Below are 21,590 nucleotides of genomic sequence, written 5' to 3'. Positions count from 1 at the left end.
TGTGGAGCTTCGGCGGCCTGGCCGTTAGACTGGGTGCCTCGAACGGGGACTATACGATGGCCGGGCATGGCGGCTCAAAGAAAGTCATCTACGCAGCACTTGCCGGCAATCTCGCCATCGCAGTGACCAAGTTCGCCGCCGCCCTCTTCACCGGCAGCTCGGCGATGCTGTCGGAAGGCGTGCACTCGCTGGTCGATACCGGCAATGGCGGCCTGTTGCTCTACGGCATGCATCGCGCCGCCCGCCCGGCCGACCGCACGCATCCGCTCGGGCACGCCCGCGAGCTGTATTTCTGGAGTTTCATCGTCGCCCTTCTCGTCTTCGCGCTGGGCGCCGGCGTGTCGTTCTACGAAGGCGTGGTCCATATCATGGCGCCGGAGCCGGTCGCCAACGCTGAGGTGACCTACATCGTTCTGGGTCTTGCCTTCCTGTTCGAAGGCAGCTCGTGGTGGGTGGCGCTGAAGGAGTTTCGCAAGCAGAAGGGCAAGGAGGGCTGGCTGCAGGCCGTGCAATCGAGCAAGGATCCGAGCGTCTACACCGTGCTGTTCGAGGATAGTGCGGCCCTGCTCGGCCTGATCGTCGCTTTCGCCGGCATCCTGGCGGCGGAACTGCTGGAGATGCCGGAGCTCGACGGCGCCGCCTCGATCGGCATTGGGCTGATCCTCGGCGCGACGGCGATCTTCCTGGCACGCGAAAGCAAGGGCCTGCTGATCGGCGAGCCGGCATCACTCGAGGTGCAGAGACAGGTGCTGGCGATCGCCCAGCAAGATCCGGCGGTGCAGCGGGCAAACGGCGTCCTGACCGTCCATATGGGGCCGACAGAGATCGTCGCCGGCCTGAGCATCGAATTCGAGGATCATCTGACGGCGCCGGAGATCGAAGCCTGTGTGGAGCGTCTGGAGGCGAAGCTGAAAAAAGAGATGCCGGAGATCACGCGGCTGTTCGTCAAGCCGCAGACGTCAGGCACCTGGGAAAAACGGCGCAAGCTGATCGAGACCGCATCCGATCCAGCGCTGGACTAGCGCTGCGCCGTTGCCTCGCGGCCTTGCCCCGCTAAGATCGTCGGGAATTCTGGAGGAGCGAAGATGAAAATCGACGGCGGCTGCCATTGTGGCGCCATTACCTACGAGGCAGAGGTCGATCCTCAAAAGACGAACATCTGCCACTGCACGGACTGCCAGCAACTGACCGGCACGGCTTTTCGCGTGACGGTTCCGGCGCCGGAAAGCAACTACCGCATCACCAAGGGCACGCCGAAAATCTACATCAAGATCGTGGCGAGCGGCGCCAAGCGCGCCCAGGCCTTTTGCGCCGACTGCGGCTCGCACCTTTACGCCACGTCGGTCGGAGATGGTCCGAAGGTCTATGGAATTCGAGTGGGAACCGCGCGGCAACGCCAGGAATTGACACCGACACAGCAGAAATGGCACCGCTCGGCGCTGCATTGGTTGCCGGAATTTCAGGGCATGACCACGGTGGAGGAGCAGTAGCGCGGCTCAGTCGTCGCCTTCGACGACCCTCAACCTGAGCTGTCCGGTTTTCGAATCGGCAACGCGGGCGCCCGCGTCGACCTTCGCCACCGGAGCCCGTGACGCTGCGTCCGCGACAGCATCGCCGTCTGGCTGCGCGCCGAACTCGAGCGCCTCGATCTTCTGGCCGCGCTTGGTGACCTTCGAGGTCGAAACCAGGATGTCGTCGATGTCCTTGGCCGACTGGCCGAAATGGACCTGCAGCTTGCGCACCCGCTCGTCGACACGCGCAACGTCCTCCATCAGCCGGATGACCTCGCCCTGGATGAGATGCGCCTGTTCGCGCATGCGCGCATCCTTGAGGATCGCCTGGATGACCTGGATCGACAGCATCAGCAGCGACGGCGAGACGATGACGACGCGGGCGCGGTGCGCCTTGTGCACGATCGCCTCGAAATTCTCGTGGATCTCGGCGAACACCGATTCCGACGGCACGAACATGAAGGCGGTGTCCTGCGTCTCGCCCTGGATCAGGTATTTTTCCGAGATATCGCGGACATGGATCTCGATGTCGCGGCGGAAGGCCTGCGAGGCTGCCTTCTGCAGGTCGGCGCCATCGGCGGCGCGGATGGCGTTCCAGGCTTCCAGCGGAAATTTTGCATCGATGGCGAGCGACGGTGCGCCGTTCGGCATCTTCACCAGGCAATCGGGCCGGCTGCCGTTCGACAATGTCGCCTGGAATTCATAGGCGCCGTGCGGCAGGCCGTCGGCGACGATCGCCTCCATGCGCGATTGGCCGAAGGCGCCCCGCGTCTGCTTGTTGGAAAGGATCGCCTGCAGCTGCACGACCTGGCCGGCGAGCGACTGGATGTTGCCTTGCGCGACATCGATGATCGCCAGCCGCTCCTGCAATTTGGCCAGGCTCTCATGCGTGGATTTGGTCTGCTCGGTCATGGTCTGGCCAAGGCGGCCGGTCATGGCGTCGAGGCGCTGGCCGATCGACTGCGTCAGTTCCGCCTGCCGTGCCCCGAACACTTCGGCGATGGCGCCCATGCGGCCCTGCATCTCGGCCTGGCTTTGCAATATGCCGGCCATCCGCGCCTCGGCGTCGCGGGCATGGTCGGCGGCTTCGGCGGCAGCGACAGCCCGCGCCTTGGCCGACCGCCACAGCGCGATGACGAGCGCCACGAACAGGCCAAGAAACAGCAAAGCGCCGAAGGCCAGCGCATGGCCGAGCGTGATCGTGGTGGCGCCAAGCCGGGCGACAGGCTCCGAAAGGATAGTGCTCAGATCATTCATGTGGACAGCATAGACGATTCGCCCTGATAGCACAGATCAAAACGTGAACGAGCCTCAAGCCCAATGGTTGACGCTTTTCGCTGGAGGTCTTAGGTGGAACGCCATGCCGATCAAGCCGCTCATCATCCTTCCCGACCCCATCCTGCGCCAGGTTTCCAAGCCGGTGGAGCGCGTCGACGCGCCTTTGCGCAAATTAGCCGACGATATGCTGGCGACGATGTATGACGCGCCCGGCATCGGGCTGGCGGCAATCCAGATCGGCGAGCCGTTGCGCATGCTGGTGATCGATCTGGCCAAGGAAGACGAGACGCCGGCGCCGCAGGTCTTCATCAACCCGGAAATCCTGGAGAGCGCCGACGCGCGCTCCGTCTACGAGGAAGGCTGCCTGTCGATCCCGGACTATTACGCCGAGGTCGAACGCCCGGCCTCCGTGCGGGTCAAATATCTCGACCGCGACGGCAAGTTGCAGGAGATGGAGGCCGAGGGCCTGATGGCGACCTGCCTGCAGCATGAGATCGACCACCTCAATGGCGTGCTGTTCATCGACCACATCTCGAAGCTGAAGCGCGACATGGTGGTGAAGAAATTCAAGAAGCTCGCCAGGGACAAGGCGCCGGGCAAACTGGCGGGATAGGGGAAATGCCCCTTCGCGTCATCTTCATGGGCACGCCTGAGTTTTCGGTGCCGACGCTGCGCGCGATTGCCGAGGCTGGACATGAGATATCAGCCGTCTACACCCAGCCGCCGCGCGCCGCCGGACGGCGCGGGCTGGAGCTGACGCCGTCGCCGGTGCAGCGCGAGGCGGAGCGGCTGGGCATCGAGACGCGGACACCGACTTCGCTCAAGGGCGAGGCCGAGCAGGCCGCGTTCCGTGCCTTGCAGGCCGATGTCGCCGTGGTCGTCGCCTATGGCTTGCTGCTGCCGAAAGCGGTTCTGGAGGCGGCCCGGCTTGGCTGCATCAACGGCCATGCATCGCTGCTGCCGCGCTGGCGTGGCGCGGCACCCATCCAGCGCGCCATCATGGCCGGCGACCTGGAAAGCGGCATGATGGTGATGCGCATGGAAGAGGGTTTGGACACCGGTCCGGTCGGACTGGTTGAAAAATGCGCCATCGAACCCGATATGACAGCCGGCGATCTGCATGATCGGTTGATGAGTGTCGGTGCGACCCTGATGGTGGAAGCGCTGGCGCGACTGGAAAGGAACACCCTGACATTTGCCGCCCAGGCGGTGGAAGGGGTGACCTACGCCAAAAAAATCGATAAATCCGAGACGCGCGTGGACTGGACTCGCTCGGCGAGCGAGGTCCACAATAGCATTCGTGGCCTGTCGCCCTTTCCCGGCGCCTGGTCCGAGATAGGAATTGGCGGCCGCCCGGAGCGGCTGAAACTGCTTCGCTCGACGCTATCGCAAGGCCTGTCGCCTTCGGAAGATTTGGGCGAGTCGGGAGGAATTCTCGATGATCGGCTGACGGTCGCCTGCGGGGCAGGCGCGATCAGACTGGTCGAAGTTCAACGGGCGGGCGGAAGGCCCGCTGCCGCGTCGGAGTTCCTGCGCGGGGCCAAGATCGAAAAAGGAATGAAATTCTCATGAGCATGATGTCGATACGCGCGGCGACGCCGCGGGATCGCGAGGCCATTCGCCTCGTCGAGGAACACGCTTTCGGCCAGCAGGCGGAGGCCGGGCTGGTCGACGCGTTGGTGACTGGCGGCGACGCCGTTGCCGAGCTGGTGGCGGAAGAAGACGGCCAGGTGGTCGGCCACATCCTGTTTTCGCGGCTGTTCGTCCAGAATGGCGGCAAGACCTTCGCCGCCGTAGCGCTTGCGCCGCTGGCGGTGGAGCCTTCGTTCCATGGCAGCGGCATTGGCGGCGCGCTGATCCGCGAGGCGCATATCCGCCTCAGGGACGGCGGCGAGACGCTGGCCGTGGTGCTCGGCGACCCCACCTATTACGGGCGTTTCGGCTATAGCCACACGCGTGCCCAGAACTTCGAAAGCGAGTACCAGGGCGAAGCACTGCAAGCGCTGGCCTGGGGCGACGCACCAGAGGCAGGCAGGCTGGTCTACGCCTCCGCCTTCACCGCTCTCGCCGCCTAGGCGAGAGCGTACAGCAGCCGGTATGCCGCGTTTTCGCCTCGACATCGAATATGACGGCAGCCTGTTTGCCGGCTGGCAGCACCAGGCGGATCAGCCTTCGGTGCAGCAGGCGATCGAGCAGGCGATCGAAAAATTCTGTGGCGAAGTGGTCAGGCTGCGTGCCGCCGGGCGCACCGATGCCGGCGTGCATGCGACCGCCCAGGTGGCGCATGTCGACCTCGCCAAGGCGTGGCCCGGCGACAAGGTGCGCGATGCGATCAATGCCCATTTGCAGGCGGCCGGCGCGCGCATCGCCGTCCTGAAGGCGGCCGTCGTCCCGGACGGCTTCGATGCGCGCTTCTCGGCCACCGGCCGCCATTATCTCTACCGCATCCTCAACCGCCGCGCGCCGGCCGCGCTCGACAAGGGCAAGGTGTGGTGGGTGCCGAAGCGGCTCGACGCCGGCGCCATGCATGAGGCGGCGAAGGTCCTGCTTGGGCGGCATGACTTCACCACCTTCCGCTCGACCCAGTGCCAGGCCAACAGCCCGATCAGGACGCTGGAGCGGCTCGATGTGATGCGGCAAGGCGACCTGATCGAGGTAAGGGCCTCGGCGCGCTCCTTCCTGCACAATCAGGTGCGTTCGATGGTCGGCTCGCTCAAGCGTGTCGGCGACGGCGGCTGGACCGAGGCCGACCTGAAGGCGGCACTCGATGCGCACGACCGCGCCGCCTGCGGCCAGGTGGCGCCGCCAGACGGGCTTTTTCTCATCGGCGTCGATTATTCGGGCGTCGATTATCCTGAGGTCGACTAACCAGGATAGAGGCGGAAGGCTCTATCCGGGATAGAGGCCCGAAGGCTCTATCCGGAGACGAACCCGGAAAGGCTCTGAGCCCCGACATCATCCGGCACGGTGATGCCGAGCAGTGTCTGCAGGCCGAACAGCACCAACAGCGACGCGATGAACATACCGACGAAAACGCCGGTGCCGATCGCTGGGCCCTTGCCGATGGTGGCGTTGGTCATGCGCCAGGTCAGCACCATCGACAGGGCAAACAAAAGCAGCGACACGAGGCTCGAAACCTGGCTCGCGGACGACAGGAAAAGCCGGATCAGCGCCGAGGGCAGCATCAGCCAGGCGGTGATGGCCGAAGCCCAGTTGCTGGCAACGACATAGTGGACGAAGCGGCCGCCTATGCCGGCGCGCGGCGCGATCAAAGCGAGCGCAATCAACGGCAGCACCCAGGAGCCGATGTCGACCGTCGCCAGGCGCACCAGCATGCTGAAGCGACCCGCGAAGGCATCGGGATCGCCGATCTCGTTGGCGATGCCGACCCAGCCGACGATCAGCGCCGGTGCGGCAACGACAATGGCGAAAAAGGAATTCCAGAAGCCGTCGGCCGACAGGTCGAGCAGGCGCAATCCATCGGCCTTGCCGAGCATCAATCGCCAGGCGCCCGTCAGCGAAGCTTGGGTTTCGTCCGCCGAAAGCATGTTGCTCAGCCCTGTCCGAACCAGTCTTCGATGAAGCGCTGGTAGATTCGCGTCAGCGTTTCAAGATCGGCAATGGCGACGCGTTCGTCGACCATGTGCATGGTCTTGCCGACCAGCCCGAACTCGACCACCGGACAATAGTCCTTGATGAAACGCGCGTCGGACGTGCCACCGGAGGTCGACAGCGTCGGCTCCTTGCCGACCGCCGACTTGATCGAGCCGCGCAGCGTTTCGATCAGTTTGTCGTCGCGGGTCAGGAAGACATGGCTTGGCCGGTCGCGCCAGACGAGCTCGTAGTCGACCGGCGTCTTCTTGCCCTGCCGGTACTTCTTGCGCCTGGCCGCCTGGTCGAGCCGGTTGTGGATCTCGGCCTGCAGGGTCTCATCAGTCCAGGTGTCGTTGAAGCGGATGTTGAAGGTGGCAAGCGCCTTGGCCGGAATGACATTGGTGGCCGGATTGCCGACGTCGATGGAGGTGATCTCCAGATTGGTCGGCTGGAAATCCCTGGTTCCCTTGTCGAAGACGGGATGCAGCAAGGCGTCGACCAGGCTCATCAGCCCGCGCACCGGATTGTCGGCAAGCTGCGGGTAGGCGACATGGCCCTGGCGGCCATTGACTGATATGGCGCCGGACATCGAGCCGCGGCGGCCGATCTTGATCATGTCGCCGAGCGCGTCCGGGTTGGTCGGCTCGCCGACGATAGAGGCATCCCATTTCTCGCCCCTGGAAGCCGCCCATTCGAGCAGCTTGACGGTGCCGTTGATGGCCGGCCCTTCCTCGTCGCCGGTGATCAGCAGCGAGACCGAGCCTTTCGGACCACCATTCTGCTCGACATGGCGCGCCATGGCGGCGATGAAACAGGCGATGCCGCCCTTCATATCGACTGCGCCACGGCCATACATCTCGCCATTGGCGATCTCGGCGGCGAAGGGCGGATGCGTCCATGCGGCTTCGTCGCCGACCGGCACCACATCGGTGTGGCCGGCGAACATCAGATGCGGGCCGTTGCCGGAACGCCTCGCATAGAGGTTTTCGATGTCGGGCGTGCCGTCTTCGGAAAACACCGGCCGATCGACCAGGAAGCCGAGCGGTTTCAGCATCGTCTCCAGCGCGGTCAGCGCACCGCCCTCAGTGGGCGTCACCGAAGCACAACGGATAAGGGCGGCGAGGTTTTCGGCGGGATCGGTCGGCAGCGTCATGGCAAAAGCGATAGTCGAAAGCGCAGGGCCTGTCACGGCCAGACATGGGGGCCAGCTCCATGGCTGGCGATAGCGCCGACATTATGGTTTTCATGTCGTATAGTTCCGGGCCGAATGCGGGGCGACAGGATGGCAAACGGGGACAAGAGGATCGTCATTGCCGGCGCCGGCAGCATTGGCTGCTATGCTGGCGGCTGCCTGGCGCTCGCCGGCCGCGAGGTGACCCTGCTGGCCCGGCCGCGCATCGAGGTGGCCTTGCGGCAGGGTGGGTTGCGGGTCAGCGACCTTGAAGGCCGCGATCGCACGATCAGGCCCGAGGCACTTGTCGTCACCACCGATCCGGCGACCGCCTTGCCGCAAGCGGACGTGATCCTGGTCACGGTCAAGAGCGGCGCGACGCAGGACATGGCAGCCCTCATCAGGGCCCATGCGCGCCCGGATGCTGTGGTGGTCAGCCTGCAGAACGGCATCGACAATGCCGACAGGCTGCGTGCAGGACTTGGCCGGCGAACGGTGCTGGCCGGCATGGTGCCGTTCAATGTCGTGCAGTCGCCGGACGGCGAACTGCCGCTGCGCGTGCACCGCGCCAGCGACGGCACGGTGATGGTCGAGGATGGCGACGCCGGCCTGGTCAGCCTGCTTGGCGTCGAAGGGTTTGCGGTCGAGGCCCATGGCGAGATGAAGGCCGTGCTGTGGGGCAAGCTGCTTATGAATTTGAACAACGCGCTGGTGGCACTTTCCGGCCTGCCGCTGGCAACCGAATTGGCCGATCGGCGCTGGCGGCTGATCCTGGCCGGTCAGATCGACGAGGCGCTGACGGCGATGAAAGCGTCCGGCATCGAGCCGGCGCGGATCGCCGGCCTGCGGCCGGCGCTGCTGCCGAAAGTGCTCAGGCTGCCGGACTGGCTGTTCAAGCTGCTGGCGCGGCGCATGCTGGCGATTGACCCGCAGGCGCGCTCGTCGATGTGGGACGATTTGCAGCGCGGCCGGCCGACGGAGATCGATGACTTGCAGGGCGCCATCCTGCGGCTGGCGGAAGAGGCCGGCACGCCGGCGCCGATGGTCCAGCGGATCACCGCCTTGGTGCGCGCGGCGGAATCGGAGCGGCTTGGCTCACCGGGCCTGGCGCCGGAGCAGGTCGTTGCGCCGCCGGCTGGCCGTCGATCAACGTGATCTTCTGCCAGATTTTCCGCGACAGGTTGGAAGCCAGGTTTTCGATGTCGTTGACGCCGTCGATGACCACGTCGTCATTGACCGACTGCGCGAACAGCGCTGCGATCTTGCCGGTGATCGACAGCATTTCGGAGCAATAGTCGAGGTAGCGCGCCAGGTCGGCGGCATTGGTGATGCGGGCCGGTGAATGCGCCGTCGGCTTGAAATTGGACGAAAGTGCCGCCGGATCCTTGGTCAGCTGGTGCATGTCGATGACATGGATCAGCGAGCGCAGGCCGTGCAGCTGGCGAAACACCCGCTTGCGCTTGATACGCTCCTCGGTGCGGATCAACGCCAGGAAGCCAAGCACGGCAAGGATCATCATGTTGATCGTGGCTTCGATGCCTTGCACCGACTGCACCGCATCGTCGGCCTGGGAGATGTGGATGAGCGGCAAGATGGTGCCGACGAACAGGAAGATCAGCGCGCCGGCGGCGACGGCAGCGATGATCAGCCCGCGCAGCCACCAGATCGGCGCTTCGAGCGCCTGAGCCGCCTTGGCCAGATCGCGCGACAGCGAGACCAGTTCGGCGGCGACGCCACGCAATCCCGCTTCGGGGAAACGGTCGGCGATCCGCTCTTCCAGCCGCTCGGCGGTTTCGACGATCAGTTTCGGATCAAGCGTGCGGTAGCGCATGTCCGATCGGCCCTCAGGGTTGTGCCGGCTCGTTGGTGCGCCGGCCATAGCGGTTGGGCCCAGGCTGCCCTGGAAACAGGCACAACACAAGGAAGGCGACGATCGAGACCACCGGCACGAACAGGATCAGCGCGGCAATGCCCGGCTTGTCCAAGTCGTGCAGCCGCTTGACCGCCAGCGCGATGTTCGACCACAGCGAGGCAATGAAGGCGACGAAGAAGATGAACGACCACATGTTGCTCTCGGCCGAGCCTTCCGGCACCAGCGTGAAGCGGTAGAGCGGAAAGGCCTGGATGATGGCGACGAGCAACCCGCCAAGAAAATAGGCCGCGCGACTGACGCGGCCCGATATTTTGAAGAAAAGCCAGGTGAGATCTGATCTGTCAGGCAAGCGGGTCCGGTCCATATTGATTGGCACCCCTGGTGCCTTCGAGGATGCCGAGTTCGACCAGCAGCCAGATGCCGCCGATAATGGGTACGAGGCCGATCAGCGTCCACCAGCCCGACTTGTTGCGGTCGTGCCAGCGTTTGGCATAGAGGGCAATCGCGAAATAGATCGATGCCAGCGCGAAGAGGATGCCGATAATGCCGACCTGAGCGCCGCTGGCCGTGGTGAACCGCGTGCCGAGGATCGCATCGAGAATGAAAGCTATGACGCCGATAACGATGAATACGCCGATGCCAGCCCAGAACTTGCCACGGTTGATGCGGCCATCAAAGCTTGTGAGCAGATATTTCCAGTCCATGTCACCCCTCCATATTGAACTAGCGCGACCGATTGTCGCGCCGGCGGAAGGTGCGCTCGCTTTGCGGAAAGATCAATCGCGGAGCAATTCGTTGATCGAGGTCTTGGACCGGGTCCTGGCGTCGACACGCTTGACGATGACGGCGCAGTAGAGGCTGGGGCCAGGTTCGTTGTTCGGAAAAGGTTTGCCCGGCAGCGAACCGGCGACGACGACGGAATTCGGCGGCACTTCGCCATAAAAGATTTCGCCGGTGGCGCGGTCGACGATCTTGGTCGACTGGCCGATGAAGACGCCCATGCCGAGCACCGAGCCTTCGCGCACGATGCAGCCCTCGACCACTTCCGAGCGAGCGCCGATGAAGCAATTGTCCTCGATGATGGTAGGCCCGGCCTGCATCGGCTCCAGCACGCCGCCGATGCCGACGCCGCCGGACAGATGGACGTTCTTGCCAATCTGGGCACAGGAGCCGACCGAGGCCCAGGTGTCGACCATGGTACCTGAGTCGACATAGGCGCCGACATTGACGAAGGACGGCATCAGCACGGCGCCAGGCGCGACATAGGCCGAACGGCGCACGATCGACGACGGCACGGCGCGGAAGCCTGCCTTCTCGAAGTCGACGGCACTCCAGCCGTCGAACTTCGACGGCACCTTGTCCCACCACACCGCCTCGCCCGGACCACCCTTGATGATCTCCATCGGGTTGAGCCGGAACGACAACAGCACGGCCTTCTTCAGCCACTGGTTGACATGCCACTTGCCGTCGGCCTGCCGTTCGGCGACACGGGCGTCGCCGCGATCGAGCAGGTCGAGCGCCGACTGGATGGCATCGCGCGTTTCGCCACGCGTCGCCGTCGAAATCGTGTCGCGTTCCTCGAAGGCCTTCTCAATGGTCTTTTCGAGACTCGCCAGATCGGGCTTCGACATGAATTCGCTCCATTACCAAGCTGTTAAGGGGCAACGCCTTAACCTGTTTCCAAAGTCGCGCGGACCCCTTGGCAGGCTTTGCCTGCCTGGGTCTTTGCATGTAGCAGGTTCTTGTCACAAAACCGCCGGACACTTTTGCGGAACCTGCTTATGTGAAGCCTTGGTGAGGGTCAATCGCGGGTGCGTCATGGGACGGCGCAAGTGAAAGAATTGGACGGTAAAGCATATGACTCCTATGGAAAAGGCGGGGTGGACCCCGCTGCCGCATTCGGACGAGGATCTAGAGCGGTCGAAGAGCGTGCCGGACACGCCGCAGACGCGTGCCGAGACCTACCGGCTGGCCTGGAACGATCCCGACTTCATGACGCGGCGCGAGTTGCGCGCGGTCAGGTTGCAGCTCGAACTCCTGAAGCCCGAGATGATCCTGGCCGAACGCGGCATCCGTTCGACGGTGATCCTGTTCGGCGGCGCACGCCTGCCGGAACCCGGCGGCGAGGCCTGGGCGGCCAAGAACGAGACGCAGAGGAAGAACCTCGAGGAAAACAGCAAATACTACGAGGAGGCGCGCAAATTCGCGCGTCTCTGCTCGCGGCAGTCGGCTGCTTCATACTATCGTGAATATGTCGTCGTGACCGGCGGCGGGCCCGGCGTGATGGAAGCGGGAAATCGCGGCGCCGACGATGTCGGCGCGCCGTCGATCGGCCTCAACATCGTCCTGCCGCATGAGCAGGCGCCGAACATCTATGTGACGCCGGAGCTCTGCTTCAACTTCCACTATTTCGCCATCCGCAAGATGCATTTCGTCATGCGCGCCAAGGCCGTGGCGGTGTTTCCCGGCGGCTTCGGCACGATGGACGAGTTCTTCGAGACGCTGACACTGATCCAGACCGGACGCATGGAGCGCGTGCCCGTGATCCTGTTCGGCAAATCCTTCTGGAAGCGGGCGATCGATCTCGATTTCCTCGCCGAGCAGGGCACGATCAGCCCCGGCGACCAGGACATCATCGACTTCGTCGACACCGCCGATGAGGCCTGGGGGATTATCAGCCGGTTCTACAAGTTAGGGGAGTAGGGCTGGGAATTGGAGAACTGGGGAATTGAAGAATGAGGGGGATTGCGCGTTCCGGATCGATTCCCCAATTCGTCAGTTCTTCAAATCTTCAATTCCCTACCCCCGTCTCCACAATCGCCGTCAGAAACCCCGCAAGATCGTCGGTGACGAAATCGACATCATCCTCATTGGCCGGGTCGCGCTCCCAGATCTCGGCAAAGGTCGGCTCGAAATTGCGTGGCACCACCAGCACCGTGGTCATGCCGAGCGACTTCGGCACCGAAAGATTGCGGGCAAGATCTTCGAACATTACCGCATTGTGGCCGGTGACGGCGTGGAGCTCGGCGAACTTCTCGTAGGTCTGGCGCGCCGGTTTGGGATTGAGCCCGGCGGCGACGATATCGAAAATGTCGTCGAAATGGTCGAGAATGCCGAGCTGGCGCGCGGTGCGTTCGGCATGCCTGCGGTCGCCATTGGTGAAGATGAACTTGCGGCCCGGAAGCTGGCGGATGGCGGTGCCGAGAACGGGATCGGGCACCAGCCATGAATAATCGATGTCATGCACCTTCTCGAGGAAATCGTCGGGGTCGATGCCATGACGCGTCATCAACCCGTTCAGCGTCGTGCCATATTCGCGGTAGAGTTCCTTCTGCAGCTTGCGCGCTTCGTCGCGCGGCAGCGCCAGGAGTTCGCCGACATAGGCCGTCATCTTGACGTCGATCTGCGAGAACAGATTCGAGTGGTGCGGATAGAGCGTGTTGTCGAGATCGAACACCCAGTCGGTGACATGGGCGAAGCGCGCGGGGTCGGGGAGCGTGGTCATGCGCTCCTTATGGCATGAAACGGGCATTCCGGAAGCGACTTTATCCACAACTTCTACTCGTTGAGGTTGCGTAAATCGCCTCACGATTCAAATTTTATGCATCCGGGAAAGGTGACCTTCAGGGCTTGCTGGCACAGAGACAGTCTTGTGGGAGCAAGCAATGAGCAGCATAATTCTTAGATCCGCCGCCGTTGCTTTCGCCTCTGTCGCGGCCTCTCTCCTGCTGACGCTGATCATCGTTCCGGCGATGGGATTTCCGGTAAACCGCACGATCTGGCTGTCTTCTACGCTCTGTCCTCTGGTGCTGGCATGGGCCGCCAGCGCAAGTACTTTCTGGCAAAGCGACAGACTGAAAACCGCACATCGCGAACTTGCCCGCGCCCATGCCCAGCTCGCCGCAGCGCATCGCCGCCTGGCGGAAAAGGCGAGCCGCGACGACATGACCGGCATGCTCAACCGGGAAAGCTTCTTTGCCGCGCTCGACGGTTCGCGCCGCAAGTCCGATCGCGGCGCGCTGCTGATCATCGACGCCGACCACTTCAAGAAGATCAACGATAATTTTGGCCACCTGACCGGCGATGACGCGCTGCTTTTGATCGCCAGCGCGATCCAGCGCGGCGTGCGCAGCGGCGATGTGCTCGGCCGCATCGGTGGCGAGGAGTTCGGCGCCTTCCTGATCGGCGCCACCGAGCAGGAGGCCAAGCGGGTCGCCGAGCGCATTCGCCGCGAAGTCGAGCTGATCCGCTTCCGGCCCGTCGACGAGCGGACCATTCCGCTCACGGTCAGCATCGGCGGCACCGTCTGTGGCGACGATGTCAGCGTATCGGACCTGATGCGCGCCGCCGACCGGCGCCTCTACCAGGCCAAGCATCAGGGCCGCAACCTGACGATCCTCGATACGGACATTTCCGCAGCGGCGTGATCCGATCCGCCACAACCAGATCGTTAAGGAAATTCTAACGCTGTTTGCACTCGGTTGCACCGTTTAGCCGGGTTTTCACTGCTTTGCGGCCAGACTTGGCACGATACTGGCTTCTGCGGCGATGCATGTGTCGTTCCGGGAACTGCCGTTCCAGGAATGCCACGCATTGTCGAAGCTCCCACCCGAGAGACCGTCATGAGTTTCCTCATCAAAAAAATGTCACGCCGCGCGATCGTGCAGGCGCTGATCGCACTGCCTGCCCTGTCTTTGTTCCGCAAGCTGCCTGATGCCGATGCCGCCCATCCATCCCATGCCGGTGCATCCCTGGCCGACCCGAGCGAGATCGTCGAGGTCAATGGCTGGATCCTGAAGCGGAGTGACCTGGCATGATCTTCGACAGCTACGAGGCGTATCGCGCCGCGAACTTCACCCCAAAGGTGTGCATCCTCGGCTCCGGCCCGGCCGGCACCACCATTGCCCGCAAGCTTGGCGCCGCCGGCATTCCGGTCGTGGTGCTGGAGGCCGGCGCGCGTGAGTTCAGCGACGAGTCGCAGGATTTCTACCGTGGCACCACGGTCGGCGATTTCTATTTCGATCTCGACATCACCCGGCTGCGGTTCATGGGTGGCAGTTCCAACCACTGGGCCGGCTGGTGCCGCGTGCTCGACAAACAGGATTTCGAGCCGAAGGCCTGGGTGCCCGATACGGGCTGGCCGATCCGCCGCACCGACATAGAGCCCTATCTGCCGGAAGTGCGCGATATTCTCGACCTTCCGGCCTTCCGGCCGGACATGCCGATCTCGGACGACATTCGCTGGGTGCAGCTGATCAAGAGCCCGGCTGTGCGCTTCGCCGAGAAATTCGGCGACGAACTCGACAAAGCCAAGAACATCGCGGTCGTGCTCAACACATGCGTCACTGAACTTGTCGGCGACGGCAAACGCGTGACGGGCGCCAGACTGTGGTCGAACGGGCAGGATGCCGGCTCCTTCAGCGCGGACTATTTCATCGTCTGCACCGGCGGGCTGGAGAATTCGCGGCTGCTTCTGTGGTCGAACCAGCGCTCGAACGGCGGCGTCGTGCCGAATGCGGCAGCGCTTGGCCGCTACTGGATGGAGCATCCGACCTTCGAGGGCGGCAATGCCATCCTGGCCGACTACAACGCGTTCGAGGTCGACGCCGTCAACGAGGCCTTCTTCTCGCCGACACTTGCCGCCATGGAGCGGCTGCAGATCATGAATTTCGGCATCAGATTGATCGAGACGCCGTATCCGGGGGTCAAGAGCCTTATCGCCGACCTCGCCTGCACGGCGCCCAACATGGCCGAGTGGATGTCCTCCAAGCTCAGCCAGAGGCTGCGCTGCGCTGCCCAGCTCTACGTCGCCTGGGAACAGGCGCCGCTGGCCTCCAACCAGATCGAGCTGTCGAAGACCGATGTCGATCATGCCGGCGCACCGCGCATCGAACTGCACTGGAAGAAATCCGAGCTGGAACATCGCACCCTGCTCGAAGGGCTCAGACTGTTCGGCACGACGCTGATCGAAAAGAACCTCGGCCGGGTGCGCATCGCCGACTGGATCAGCAATGGTCAGGACTATCCGACCAATGACGAGACGGCGGGCCATCACCACATGGGCGGCACGCGCATGGGCACCGACATCAGCAAGAGTGTTGTCGACGCCAACTGCAAGGTGCACGGCATGGACAATCTCTATGTCGGTGGCTCCTCGGTGTTCTGCACATCGGGCCAATGCAACCCGACGACAACGATCACCGCGCTGGCCTGCCGGCTGGGCGACCATCTGAGCAAGGTGGTCACCGTCTGACGGTCCCACGGCAACGTGCTGAATTTCAAGGCATGCCGACAATGCCGGCGCCGTGATGGCGCCGGCAGATGCGCGGCATGGCTCAAAAGCCGTAGACGGCGATGCGCACCAACACAGCCGCGGCCGCCAGTGACACGAGCAGAATACCGAGGCCGATGGGAGAGCCCCAGCCATACCATTCCATCGCCAGCTTGGCGTATTTGAACTCCTCCTCATGCGAGAGCGGCGCGCGCTGTTGAATCAAGCTCATTTTTCACTCCTTGTCGGCGGCCGGCTCTTGCCTTGCAGGCAGTGCGGCCGCATATTGCTGCGATAGTCTAAATGTTAGACGGATTGATAATTAGATGATCGAAGTAAATTCGTCAATCGGGAATCGTGCCGAACTGACGAAGGCCATCGGCCTTGCCATCATGCAGTGGCAGGACGCGACGCAGGCATATGACGAAGCGGTGGGGGTGAAGCTCGGGCTGAACATGGCCGAACGCCATTGCATCGGGCTGCTCCATGGCGGCCCGCAATCGGCCGGCGCGATCGCCACCGCAACCGGGCTGACACCGGCTGCGGTGACCGCGCTGATCGACCGGCTGGAAGCGCGCGGCCTGCTGACGCGCATGCGCAGTCTTGAGGACAGGCGCAAGGTGGTCATAGAGGCGACCGAGGCCACGCGGGAACTGTCGGCGCGCTACTACGGTGCCATCGCGCGGGAAGGCGAAAGGGTGATCGCCAGCTTCGGCGACGCAGAGCTCGCCACCATATCGCGCTTCGTCAACGCCGCACTCGACCTGCAGCGCGACCAGCTGGCGCGGCTGAAGGCCGAGGGGCCCGACACTCCAAACGGGCGATAGGAGTGCCGATGGCTCCCGCCTCATCGAGGGGGGAGACACGCTTTTGCGGAAAGCTAGACGGTTGCCGGGTCGAGCGCCGGCTGGCCCTTGCGGCGGGCGACGATCGCCTCGAAGTCGGCAGTCTGGAAGGCATCGCGCAAGGCGTCGAACGACGGCAGCACGAAATAGGCACGCTGGAACTTGTCGATCTCGTAGCCGGTCCGCATCACCGTTTCCAGGTCGAAGGGCACGTGGTGAGCGTCCTTGCTGTCGACCGCGAATTGCAATTCGGTAAACGACGACATCAGGCCGGCGCCAAAGGCTTTCAGCGTCTGGCCGGCCTCCTGCATCAGGCCGTATTCGGCCGTGTACCAGTAGAGCCGGGTGATCATCTCGTCGCCGCCCAGCGCGATGATGTCGCCGGCCTTGCGGCCATACATCTGCATGAAATCGGCGAACACCGGCTGCGACAGAACAGGGACGTGGCCGAAGAAATCGTGGAACATGTCGGGCTCGACGATGTAGTCGAGTTCCTGCCGGGTCCGCAGCCAGTTGGTGACCGGGAAGCGGCGATTGGCGAGATGGTCGAAGAACGGGGCTGCGGGAATGAGCCCCGGCACGGCGACGATCTCCCAGCCGGTCAGCTTGTGCAGCTTGGCGCTGACCTCCTCGAAATCGGGGATGCGATCAAGCAGGCCGAGCTTCTCGACGCCGTCGAGATAGGAATGGTGGGCGAGCTTGCGCGTCAGTTTGGTCTGGCGGTCGCACAGCGTGCGCCACACCGCCTGCTCTTCGGCGCTGTAGTCGTAACCCTGCGCCACGGTAAAATCGGAACGGCAGACCGAGTAGTCGCCGCGCAACCCTTGCGCCGCGCAGTCGCGGGCATATTCGGCAACGCTCATCGTCGTCATGGTTTTTCTCCTCGCAAATCATGAATGGCGAATGGTGCTGAAAGGCTAACCGGATTTGCCGAGGCAAATCGGTTTTGATGATGGCTCGAATGCGGGAATCGGGATAACATTCACTCAGAAAACGCATCAAAGGAGTGAAAATGCCTCAATTCGATGATTTCGAGATCAAGATGCTCGATGTCTTGCAGCGCGACGGGCGCAAGCCGGTGTCCGAACTGGCGCAGGAGATCGGCCTGTCGACGACGCCGTGCGCGCGGCGCTTCGAAGCGCTGCAGGAGGCCGGCATCATCAAGGGCTTTGCCGCGGTGATCAGCCGCCGTGCGGTCGGGCTGATGGTCGAGGTGTTCATCCAGGTTCGCCTTGTCAGCCACAGCGACGGCTCGCCCGAAAGCTTCATCGCTGGTGCAGCGCATGGACGAGGTGTCCTCGTGCTGGACGATGACAGGCGACCACGATTTCCTGCTGCATGTCATGGTGCCGTCGGTCGACGAGCTCAACGCCTTCGTCATGCACCGGCTGATGCGGCTCGACGGCGTGCGCGACGTCCACACCCAGTTGGTGCTGCAGAACATCAAGGGACCCGGCCACGTGCCGCTCGCCCACCTCCGGCGGTGACAATGCCTGCCTTCGCACTCCTTGGGGAAAAGCTGCACGCAAACTGCTGAAACGGGCCAAGCGCGTGTCCACATCGCCGGCCAGCTTGCGCGGACCAACTGCCCGGGAGGTCCGTCATGAAAATCGTCCTGATCAATCCGCCGCACACCGCCATCGGAAGCCGCGTGCCCGACGATCATTTGCCGCCGCTCGGCCTGCTGGCGCTGGGCGGCCCGCTGATCGATGCCGGCCATGAGGTGCGGCTCGTCGACGCCGAATTCGGGCCGATGCCGCTCGACAGTGTGGTGCGCGACGCGCTCGCCGATCGCCCCGACTTCATCCTGATCGGCCATTCCGGCTCGACCTCGGCGCACCCGACCGCCTTGCTGATCGCCGAGATGATCAAGGAGCGCGAGCCGGCGACCATCATCATCTATGGCGGCGTCTTTCCGACCTATCACTGGCGCGACATCCTGGCTGAAACGGATGCCTTCGACTTCATCGTGCGCGGCGAGGGCGAGGCAACCGTGGTGGCGCTGGTCGAGGCGCTGGAGATGCGCCAGCTACCGGCGAGCGTGGCCGGCATCGCCTTTCGCGACGATCTGCGCCGTCCCTTCGCCACGCAGCCAGCCATGACCATTGCCGACCTCGACGCCTACCGCGTCGGCTGGGAGCTGATCGACCACAGGCACTACAGCTACTGGGGCGGCAAGCGGGCCGTCGTCATGCAGTTTTCGCGCGGCTGCCCGCATCTGTGCAATTATTGCGGCCAGCGCGGCTTCTGGACCCGCTGGCGGCATCGCGATCCGGTGAAATTCGCGCAAGAAATCGCCTGGCTGCACCGCGAACACGGCGTCGAGCTGATCAATTTTGCCGACGAGAATCCGACGGTTTCGAAGAAAGCCTGGCGCGCCTTTCTCGACGCCCTGATCGCCGAGAACGTGCCGGTGCTGATCGTCGGCTCGACCCGCGCCGACGACATCGTGCGCGATGCCGACATCCTGCATCTCTACCGCAAGGCCGGTGTCATCCGCTGGCTGCTCGGCATGGAGAACACCGACGAACAGACGCTTCAATTGATCCGCAAGGGCGGCAGCACCTCATCCGATCGCGAAGCGATAAGGCTGTTGCGCCTGCACGACATCCTGTCGATGGCGACCTGGGTGGCCGGCTTCGAGGATGAGGGCTTTCGCGACCTGTGGCGCGGCTTTCGTCAGCTCATCGCTTACGACCCGGACCAGATTCAGGCGCTCTACGTGACACCGCATCGCTGGACGCCGTTCTTCCGGATCGCGCGGGATCGCAAGGTGATCCAGCGGGATGCCCGCCTGTGGGACTACAAGCACCAGGTGCTGCAGATGACGCGGCTGAAGCCGTGGATGCTGTTCTTCAGCGTCAAGCTGATCGAGCTGGCGGTGCAATCGCGGCCGAAGGCGCTGGCGCGCATCCTGTTCCACAAAGATCCCGAGCAGCGCCATTCGATGCGCTGGTACACGCAGATGGGCCGCCGCGTCTGGTTCCGCGAGGTCTGGGGATTTCTGGTCCGCGACATCAGGGTGAAAGACGGCCCGACGCTGGCCGAGTTCTGGGGCGCGCCGCAGGACGCCGAGGAGGAATCGATGACCGTTCGACGTTCGGTGCGCAAGCTGACACCGCCCGCGATTCCGATTTCGCCGCGCGCCTGAAGGCCTTGGCTATTTCCTAAAGAAATCATACGCGACGTATGCGTATTGACATACGAGGCGTATGCACCCACATCCGACATACGGGACGTATGTCAATAACCGTCCCCGATGTTGGAGTGCAGCGATCCAAAACCCTGAACCTTGCGGACGGCTCTCGCCCTTTCGGCGAACCCCGTCGCGATCGTCCGGAGGTCTGGCCTGCCTTGTTTTGAATGGAGAAACTATGACCAAACGCGACGCGATCTTCCCCGCCGGCCGGCAGGCCCTCTATGAGATCAACCGCTATTCGGCGGCGATCCGCTCGGGCGACCTTCTGTTCGTCTCCGGCCAGGTCGGCAGCCGCGAGGACGGGTCGCCCGAGCCGGTCTTCGAAAAGCAGGTGCAGCTTGCCTTCGACAACCTCGCGGCGGTGCTGAGGGCCGCCGGCTGCACGTTCGACGACATCGTCGACGTGACCACGTTCCACACCGATCCGGCCGCGCAGTGGCAGGCAATCGACGCCGTTAGGCTGAAGGTGTTCGGTGAACCGCCTTACACGAACTGGACCGCGGTGGGCGTGAACTGGCTGGCGGGCTTCGATTTCGAGATCAAGGTCATTGCGCGCCTGTCGCAGCCTGCCTGATCGCTGGCGGCAAGCGACCAAAGGGTTGGCTCAGGGCACGATCAACGTGCCGGCGCCGTGTTCGGTGAAGAGTTCGAGCAGCACCGCATGCGGCGTCTTGCCGTTGAGGATGACGACGCCTTCGACGCCGCGCTCGATCGCTTCGATGCAGGTCTCGACCTTGGGGATCATGCCGCCCGACACCGTGCCGTCCTTGATCAGCGCCTTAGCCTCGGCCACGGTCAGTTCGTCGATCAGCTTTTTGTTCTTGTCGAGCACGCCCGGCACGTCCGTGAGGAACAGCAGGCGTGTCGCCTGGCAGGCGCCGGCAATGGCGCCGGCGAAGGTGTCGGCGTTGATGTTGTAGGTGTGGCCGTCGCGGCCCGGCGCCACCGGCGCCAGCACCGGGATCATTTCGGAACGCGCCAGAAGGTCGAGCAGCGTGCGGTCGACCTCGACCGGCTCGCCGACAAAGCCGAGATCGAGCACGCGCTCGATGTTGGAGTCCGGGTCGATCATGGTCTTGCGGGCCTTTTCGGCAAACACCATGTTGCCGTCCTTGCCGCACAGGCCGATCGCCCATTCGCCCTCGGCGTTGATGAGCGCGACGATCTCCTTGTTGATCGAGCCGGCCAGCACCATTTCGACGATCTCGACCGTCTTCTGGTCGGTGACGCGCAGGCCGCCCTCGAACTTCGATTCGATGCCCATCTTGGCCAGCATGGCGCCGATCTGCGGGCCGCCGCCATGGACGACGATCGGGTTGACGCCGGATTGCTTCAGGAGCGCGATGTCGCGCGCGAACGCCTTGCCGAGCTCGATATCGCCCATGGCGTGGCCGCCATATTTCACCACGACCGTCTTGTGTTCGTAGCGCTGCATGTAGGGCAGCGCCCGCGAAAGCAGAGCGGCCTGCATCTCGGCGGTGGCGGTTATTTCCGTCATCGGCTTGGTTCCCTGGAGATCGGTAAGGACGGCGGCGTCTTAGCGGGAATTTGGGCAAGGGGCAAATGGTTCGGCGACCGTTAGGTCCGACGCGATCGAATTACTCCCATTCGATCTGCAAACCGCCTTCGGCAATCAATTGCAGGGCATCCTCGATATCCCGCGAGCTACAATGATATGCATTCGGAAACGCTGCATTGAGTTCGTCGACCGTGATAACCCCGCGCTGCTGATACTGGTCGATCAGGGCGAGGATTGCGTTTCGGACGTTTTCTGGCAAGCCGGGATGCTCGGTCATCACTCGAATATTGTCCGGGATAACGAACTTTCAAGGGCCTAGGCCTTACCCC

General features: G+C 63.5%; 26 protein-coding genes and 1 pseudogene. 15 read left to right on the top strand and 12 right to left on the bottom strand.

All coding sequences use genetic code 11. The annotated features are described in order from the left end of the window. The first annotated feature begins 56 nt into the window (after window positions 1-56). The gene (locus EJ076_RS05400) at window positions 57-1,022 is read left to right on the top strand and encodes a cation diffusion facilitator family transporter (protein WP_126067165.1); all 966 of its coding nucleotides are present in this window, start codon (window positions 57-59) and stop codon (window positions 1,020-1,022) included. A gap of 63 nt (window positions 1,023-1,085) precedes the next feature. After that, window positions 1,086-1,490 carry a GFA family protein gene (locus EJ076_RS05395; protein ID WP_109667250.1) on the top strand — a complete coding sequence of 135 codons (405 nt, stop codon included), beginning with the start codon at window positions 1,086-1,088 and terminating at the stop codon, window positions 1,488-1,490. A gap of 6 nt (window positions 1,491-1,496) precedes the next feature. Here EJ076_RS05395 and EJ076_RS05390 read toward each other — a convergent pair whose 3' ends face one another. Continuing rightward, window positions 1,497-2,768 carry a DNA recombination protein RmuC gene (locus EJ076_RS05390; RefSeq protein WP_126067164.1) on the bottom strand — a complete coding sequence of 424 codons (1,272 nt, stop codon included), beginning with the start codon at window positions 2,766-2,768 and terminating at the stop codon, window positions 1,497-1,499. A 103-nt stretch (window positions 2,769-2,871) separates the two neighbouring features. Here EJ076_RS05390 and def point away from each other — a divergent pair, with 103 nt between their 5' ends. Genes def through truA form a run of 4 tightly spaced genes read left to right on the top strand, consistent with a single transcriptional unit; the run spans window position 2,872 to window position 5,657 of the window. Then, window positions 2,872-3,402, top strand: coding sequence for a peptide deformylase (def, locus tag EJ076_RS05385; protein WP_126067163.1), 531 nt, complete (start codon window positions 2,872-2,874; stop codon window positions 3,400-3,402). A gap of 5 nt (window positions 3,403-3,407) precedes the next feature. Next, entirely contained in the window at window positions 3,408-4,361 is a 954-nt protein-coding gene (gene fmt, locus EJ076_RS05380; RefSeq protein ID WP_126067162.1) for a methionyl-tRNA formyltransferase, read from the top strand. Then, window positions 4,358-4,864, top strand: coding sequence for an N-acetyltransferase (locus EJ076_RS05375; protein ID WP_126067161.1), 507 nt, complete (start codon window positions 4,358-4,360; stop codon window positions 4,862-4,864). The genes fmt and EJ076_RS05375 overlap by 4 nt, the downstream gene beginning before the upstream one ends. A 22-nt stretch (window positions 4,865-4,886) precedes the next feature. Then, window positions 4,887-5,657: a tRNA pseudouridine(38-40) synthase TruA gene (gene truA / locus EJ076_RS05370; RefSeq protein ID WP_126067160.1), complete on the top strand. Its 771-nt coding sequence runs from the start codon at window positions 4,887-4,889 to the stop codon at window positions 5,655-5,657. A 47-nt stretch (window positions 5,658-5,704) separates the two neighbouring features. Here the strand turns inward: truA and EJ076_RS05365 are convergent, their stop codons facing one another. Further along, the gene (locus tag EJ076_RS05365) at window positions 5,705-6,337 is read right to left on the bottom strand and encodes a transporter (RefSeq protein ID WP_109667267.1); all 633 of its coding nucleotides are present in this window, start codon (window positions 6,335-6,337) and stop codon (window positions 5,705-5,707) included. Window positions 6,338-6,342: 5 nt separating this feature from the next. Next, entirely contained in the window at window positions 6,343-7,536 is a 1,194-nt protein-coding gene (gene dapE / locus EJ076_RS05360; protein WP_126067159.1) for a succinyl-diaminopimelate desuccinylase, read from the bottom strand. A gap of 129 nt (window positions 7,537-7,665) precedes the next feature. Between dapE and EJ076_RS05355 the strand changes: the two genes are divergently transcribed. Next, window positions 7,666-8,709 (top strand): 2-dehydropantoate 2-reductase, encoded by a 1,044-nt coding sequence (locus tag EJ076_RS05355; protein WP_126067158.1) that lies wholly within the window; start codon window positions 7,666-7,668, stop codon window positions 8,707-8,709. Here EJ076_RS05355 and EJ076_RS05350 read toward each other — a convergent pair. The 4 genes from EJ076_RS05350 to dapD all read right to left on the bottom strand — a co-directional run bounded on the left by EJ076_RS05350 (window position 8,609) and on the right by dapD (window position 11,058). Next, entirely contained in the window at window positions 8,609-9,385 is a 777-nt protein-coding gene (locus EJ076_RS05350; protein ID WP_126067157.1) for a hypothetical protein, read from the bottom strand. The two genes, EJ076_RS05355 and EJ076_RS05350, sit on opposite strands and share 101 nt — an antisense overlap. 13 nt (window positions 9,386-9,398) lie before the next feature. Continuing rightward, complete coding sequence (locus EJ076_RS05345) at window positions 9,399-9,776, bottom strand: DUF805 domain-containing protein (RefSeq protein WP_164548547.1); 378 nt, start codon at window positions 9,774-9,776, stop codon at window positions 9,399-9,401. Then, the gene (locus EJ076_RS05340; RefSeq protein WP_126067156.1) at window positions 9,769-10,131 is read right to left on the bottom strand and encodes a DUF805 domain-containing protein; all 363 of its coding nucleotides are present in this window, start codon (window positions 10,129-10,131) and stop codon (window positions 9,769-9,771) included. The genes EJ076_RS05345 and EJ076_RS05340 overlap by 8 nt, the downstream gene beginning before the upstream one ends. Before the next feature lie 72 nt (window positions 10,132-10,203). After that, window positions 10,204-11,058 carry a 2,3,4,5-tetrahydropyridine-2,6-dicarboxylate N-succinyltransferase gene (gene dapD / locus EJ076_RS05335; RefSeq protein ID WP_126067155.1) on the bottom strand — a complete coding sequence of 285 codons (855 nt, stop codon included), beginning with the start codon at window positions 11,056-11,058 and terminating at the stop codon, window positions 10,204-10,206. 226 nt (window positions 11,059-11,284) lie between these two features. On the opposite strand from dapD, the gene EJ076_RS05330 reads away from it, so the two are divergent. Further along, window positions 11,285-12,130 carry an LOG family protein gene (locus tag EJ076_RS05330; protein ID WP_109667284.1) on the top strand — a complete coding sequence of 282 codons (846 nt, stop codon included), beginning with the start codon at window positions 11,285-11,287 and terminating at the stop codon, window positions 12,128-12,130. A gap of 88 nt (window positions 12,131-12,218) precedes the next feature. Here the strand turns inward: EJ076_RS05330 and EJ076_RS05325 are convergent, their stop codons facing one another. After that, the gene (locus EJ076_RS05325) at window positions 12,219-12,932 is read right to left on the bottom strand and encodes a pyrimidine 5'-nucleotidase (RefSeq protein ID WP_109667287.1); all 714 of its coding nucleotides are present in this window, start codon (window positions 12,930-12,932) and stop codon (window positions 12,219-12,221) included. Window positions 12,933-13,092: 160 nt separating this feature from the next. On the opposite strand from EJ076_RS05325, the gene EJ076_RS05320 reads away from it, so the two are divergent. The 3 genes from EJ076_RS05320 (at window position 13,093) to EJ076_RS05310 (ending at window position 15,680) form a co-directional block, all read left to right on the top strand. Next, complete coding sequence (locus tag EJ076_RS05320) at window positions 13,093-13,854, top strand: GGDEF domain-containing protein (RefSeq protein ID WP_126067154.1); 762 nt, start codon at window positions 13,093-13,095, stop codon at window positions 13,852-13,854. Window positions 13,855-14,049: 195 nt separating this feature from the next. Further along, entirely contained in the window at window positions 14,050-14,244 is a 195-nt protein-coding gene (locus EJ076_RS05315) for a hypothetical protein (RefSeq protein ID WP_109667291.1), read from the top strand. Continuing rightward, on the top strand, window positions 14,241-15,680 hold the full coding sequence (locus EJ076_RS05310) for a GMC family oxidoreductase (RefSeq protein WP_126067153.1): 1,440 nt from the start codon (window positions 14,241-14,243) through the stop codon (window positions 15,678-15,680). The genes EJ076_RS05315 and EJ076_RS05310 overlap by 4 nt, the downstream gene beginning before the upstream one ends. Before the next feature lie 82 nt (window positions 15,681-15,762). On the opposite strand, the gene EJ076_RS35105 is transcribed toward EJ076_RS05310, so the two are convergent. After that, window positions 15,763-15,930, bottom strand: coding sequence for a hypothetical protein (locus EJ076_RS35105; RefSeq protein WP_164548546.1), 168 nt, complete (start codon window positions 15,928-15,930; stop codon window positions 15,763-15,765). A gap of 94 nt (window positions 15,931-16,024) precedes the next feature. On the opposite strand from EJ076_RS35105, the gene EJ076_RS05305 reads away from it, so the two are divergent. After that, entirely contained in the window at window positions 16,025-16,525 is a 501-nt protein-coding gene (locus EJ076_RS05305; protein ID WP_126067152.1) for a MarR family transcriptional regulator, read from the top strand. Between the two features lie 53 nt (window positions 16,526-16,578). Here EJ076_RS05305 and phhA read toward each other — a convergent pair whose 3' ends face one another. Continuing rightward, a complete protein-coding gene (gene phhA / locus EJ076_RS05300; RefSeq protein WP_109667299.1) occupies window positions 16,579-17,415 on the bottom strand; it encodes a phenylalanine 4-monooxygenase in 837 nt (278 codons plus the stop codon). 140 nt (window positions 17,416-17,555) lie between these two features. Between phhA and EJ076_RS05295 the strand changes: the two are divergent. The 3 genes and pseudogenes from EJ076_RS05295 (at window position 17,556) to EJ076_RS05285 (ending at window position 20,316) form a co-directional block, all read left to right on the top strand. After that, window positions 17,556-18,030 (top strand): annotated as a pseudogene (locus tag EJ076_RS05295) (Lrp/AsnC family transcriptional regulator). 116 nt (window positions 18,031-18,146) lie between these two features. Next, window positions 18,147-19,694, top strand: coding sequence for a magnesium-protoporphyrin IX monomethyl ester anaerobic oxidative cyclase (gene bchE / locus EJ076_RS05290; RefSeq protein WP_126067151.1), 1,548 nt, complete (start codon window positions 18,147-18,149; stop codon window positions 19,692-19,694). 223 nt (window positions 19,695-19,917) lie between these two features. Next, window positions 19,918-20,316, top strand: a complete 399-nt coding sequence (locus EJ076_RS05285) for a RidA family protein (protein ID WP_126067150.1) — start codon at window positions 19,918-19,920, stop codon at window positions 20,314-20,316. Between the two features lie 30 nt (window positions 20,317-20,346). Here the strand turns inward: EJ076_RS05285 and argB are convergent, their stop codons facing one another. Next, a complete protein-coding gene (gene argB / locus EJ076_RS05280) occupies window positions 20,347-21,240 on the bottom strand; it encodes an acetylglutamate kinase (protein WP_013528489.1) in 894 nt (297 codons plus the stop codon). A gap of 100 nt (window positions 21,241-21,340) precedes the next feature. Continuing rightward, window positions 21,341-21,538: an RNA polymerase sigma factor region1.1 domain-containing protein gene (locus tag EJ076_RS05275; protein ID WP_126067149.1), complete on the bottom strand. Its 198-nt coding sequence runs from the start codon at window positions 21,536-21,538 to the stop codon at window positions 21,341-21,343. Window positions 21,539-21,590 lie beyond the last annotated feature (52 nt).

The organism is Mesorhizobium sp. M7D.F.Ca.US.005.01.1.1, assembly GCF_003952545.1.
GTDB lineage: Bacteria > Pseudomonadota > Alphaproteobacteria > Rhizobiales > Rhizobiaceae > Mesorhizobium > Mesorhizobium loti.
Note: the sequence above shows the minus strand (reverse complement) of the source record. Positions and strands in the feature narration are given on the sequence as shown.

Bases quoted from the DNA above. Each gene is read 5' to 3' on its own strand.
- EJ076_RS05320 (WP_126067154.1), top strand. From the start codon at position 13,093: ATGAGCAGCATAATTCTTAGATCCGCCGCCGTTGCTTTCGCCTCTGTC.
- def (WP_126067163.1), top strand. From the start codon at position 2,872: ATGCCGATCAAGCCGCTCATCATCCTTCCCGACCCCATCCTGCGCCAG.
- EJ076_RS05275 (WP_126067149.1), bottom strand. From the start codon at position 21,538: ATGACCGAGCATCCCGGCTTGCCAGAAAACGTCCGAAACGCAATCCTC.
- EJ076_RS05285 (WP_126067150.1), top strand. From the start codon at position 19,918: ATGACCAAACGCGACGCGATCTTCCCCGCCGGCCGGCAGGCCCTCTAT.
- EJ076_RS05365 (WP_109667267.1), bottom strand. From the start codon at position 6,337: ATGCTTTCGGCGGACGAAACCCAAGCTTCGCTGACGGGCGCCTGGCGA.
- dapD (WP_126067155.1), bottom strand. From the start codon at position 11,058: ATGTCGAAGCCCGATCTGGCGAGTCTCGAAAAGACCATTGAGAAGGCC.
- truA (WP_126067160.1), top strand. From the start codon at position 4,887: ATGCCGCGTTTTCGCCTCGACATCGAATATGACGGCAGCCTGTTTGCC.
- fmt (WP_126067162.1), top strand. From the start codon at position 3,408: ATGCCCCTTCGCGTCATCTTCATGGGCACGCCTGAGTTTTCGGTGCCG.
- argB (WP_013528489.1), bottom strand. From the start codon at position 21,240: ATGACGGAAATAACCGCCACCGCCGAGATGCAGGCCGCTCTGCTTTCG.
- EJ076_RS05355 (WP_126067158.1), top strand. From the start codon at position 7,666: ATGGCAAACGGGGACAAGAGGATCGTCATTGCCGGCGCCGGCAGCATT.
- EJ076_RS05315 (WP_109667291.1), top strand. From the start codon at position 14,050: ATGAGTTTCCTCATCAAAAAAATGTCACGCCGCGCGATCGTGCAGGCG.
- EJ076_RS05395 (WP_109667250.1), top strand. From the start codon at position 1,086: ATGAAAATCGACGGCGGCTGCCATTGTGGCGCCATTACCTACGAGGCA.
- EJ076_RS05330 (WP_109667284.1), top strand. From the start codon at position 11,285: ATGACTCCTATGGAAAAGGCGGGGTGGACCCCGCTGCCGCATTCGGAC.
- EJ076_RS05350 (WP_126067157.1), bottom strand. From the start codon at position 9,385: ATGCGCTACCGCACGCTTGATCCGAAACTGATCGTCGAAACCGCCGAG.
- EJ076_RS05375 (WP_126067161.1), top strand. From the start codon at position 4,358: ATGAGCATGATGTCGATACGCGCGGCGACGCCGCGGGATCGCGAGGCC.
- bchE (WP_126067151.1), top strand. From the start codon at position 18,147: ATGAAAATCGTCCTGATCAATCCGCCGCACACCGCCATCGGAAGCCGC.
- EJ076_RS05390 (WP_126067164.1), bottom strand. From the start codon at position 2,768: ATGAATGATCTGAGCACTATCCTTTCGGAGCCTGTCGCCCGGCTTGGC.
- EJ076_RS05400 (WP_126067165.1), top strand. From the start codon at position 57: ATGGCCGGGCATGGCGGCTCAAAGAAAGTCATCTACGCAGCACTTGCC.
- EJ076_RS05305 (WP_126067152.1), top strand. From the start codon at position 16,025: ATGATCGAAGTAAATTCGTCAATCGGGAATCGTGCCGAACTGACGAAG.
- phhA (WP_109667299.1), bottom strand. From the start codon at position 17,415: ATGACGACGATGAGCGTTGCCGAATATGCCCGCGACTGCGCGGCGCAA.
- EJ076_RS35105 (WP_164548546.1), bottom strand. From the start codon at position 15,930: ATGAGCTTGATTCAACAGCGCGCGCCGCTCTCGCATGAGGAGGAGTTC.
- EJ076_RS05340 (WP_126067156.1), bottom strand. From the start codon at position 10,131: ATGGACTGGAAATATCTGCTCACAAGCTTTGATGGCCGCATCAACCGT.
- EJ076_RS05325 (WP_109667287.1), bottom strand. From the start codon at position 12,932: ATGACCACGCTCCCCGACCCCGCGCGCTTCGCCCATGTCACCGACTGG.
- EJ076_RS05310 (WP_126067153.1), top strand. From the start codon at position 14,241: ATGATCTTCGACAGCTACGAGGCGTATCGCGCCGCGAACTTCACCCCA.
- dapE (WP_126067159.1), bottom strand. From the start codon at position 7,536: ATGACGCTGCCGACCGATCCCGCCGAAAACCTCGCCGCCCTTATCCGT.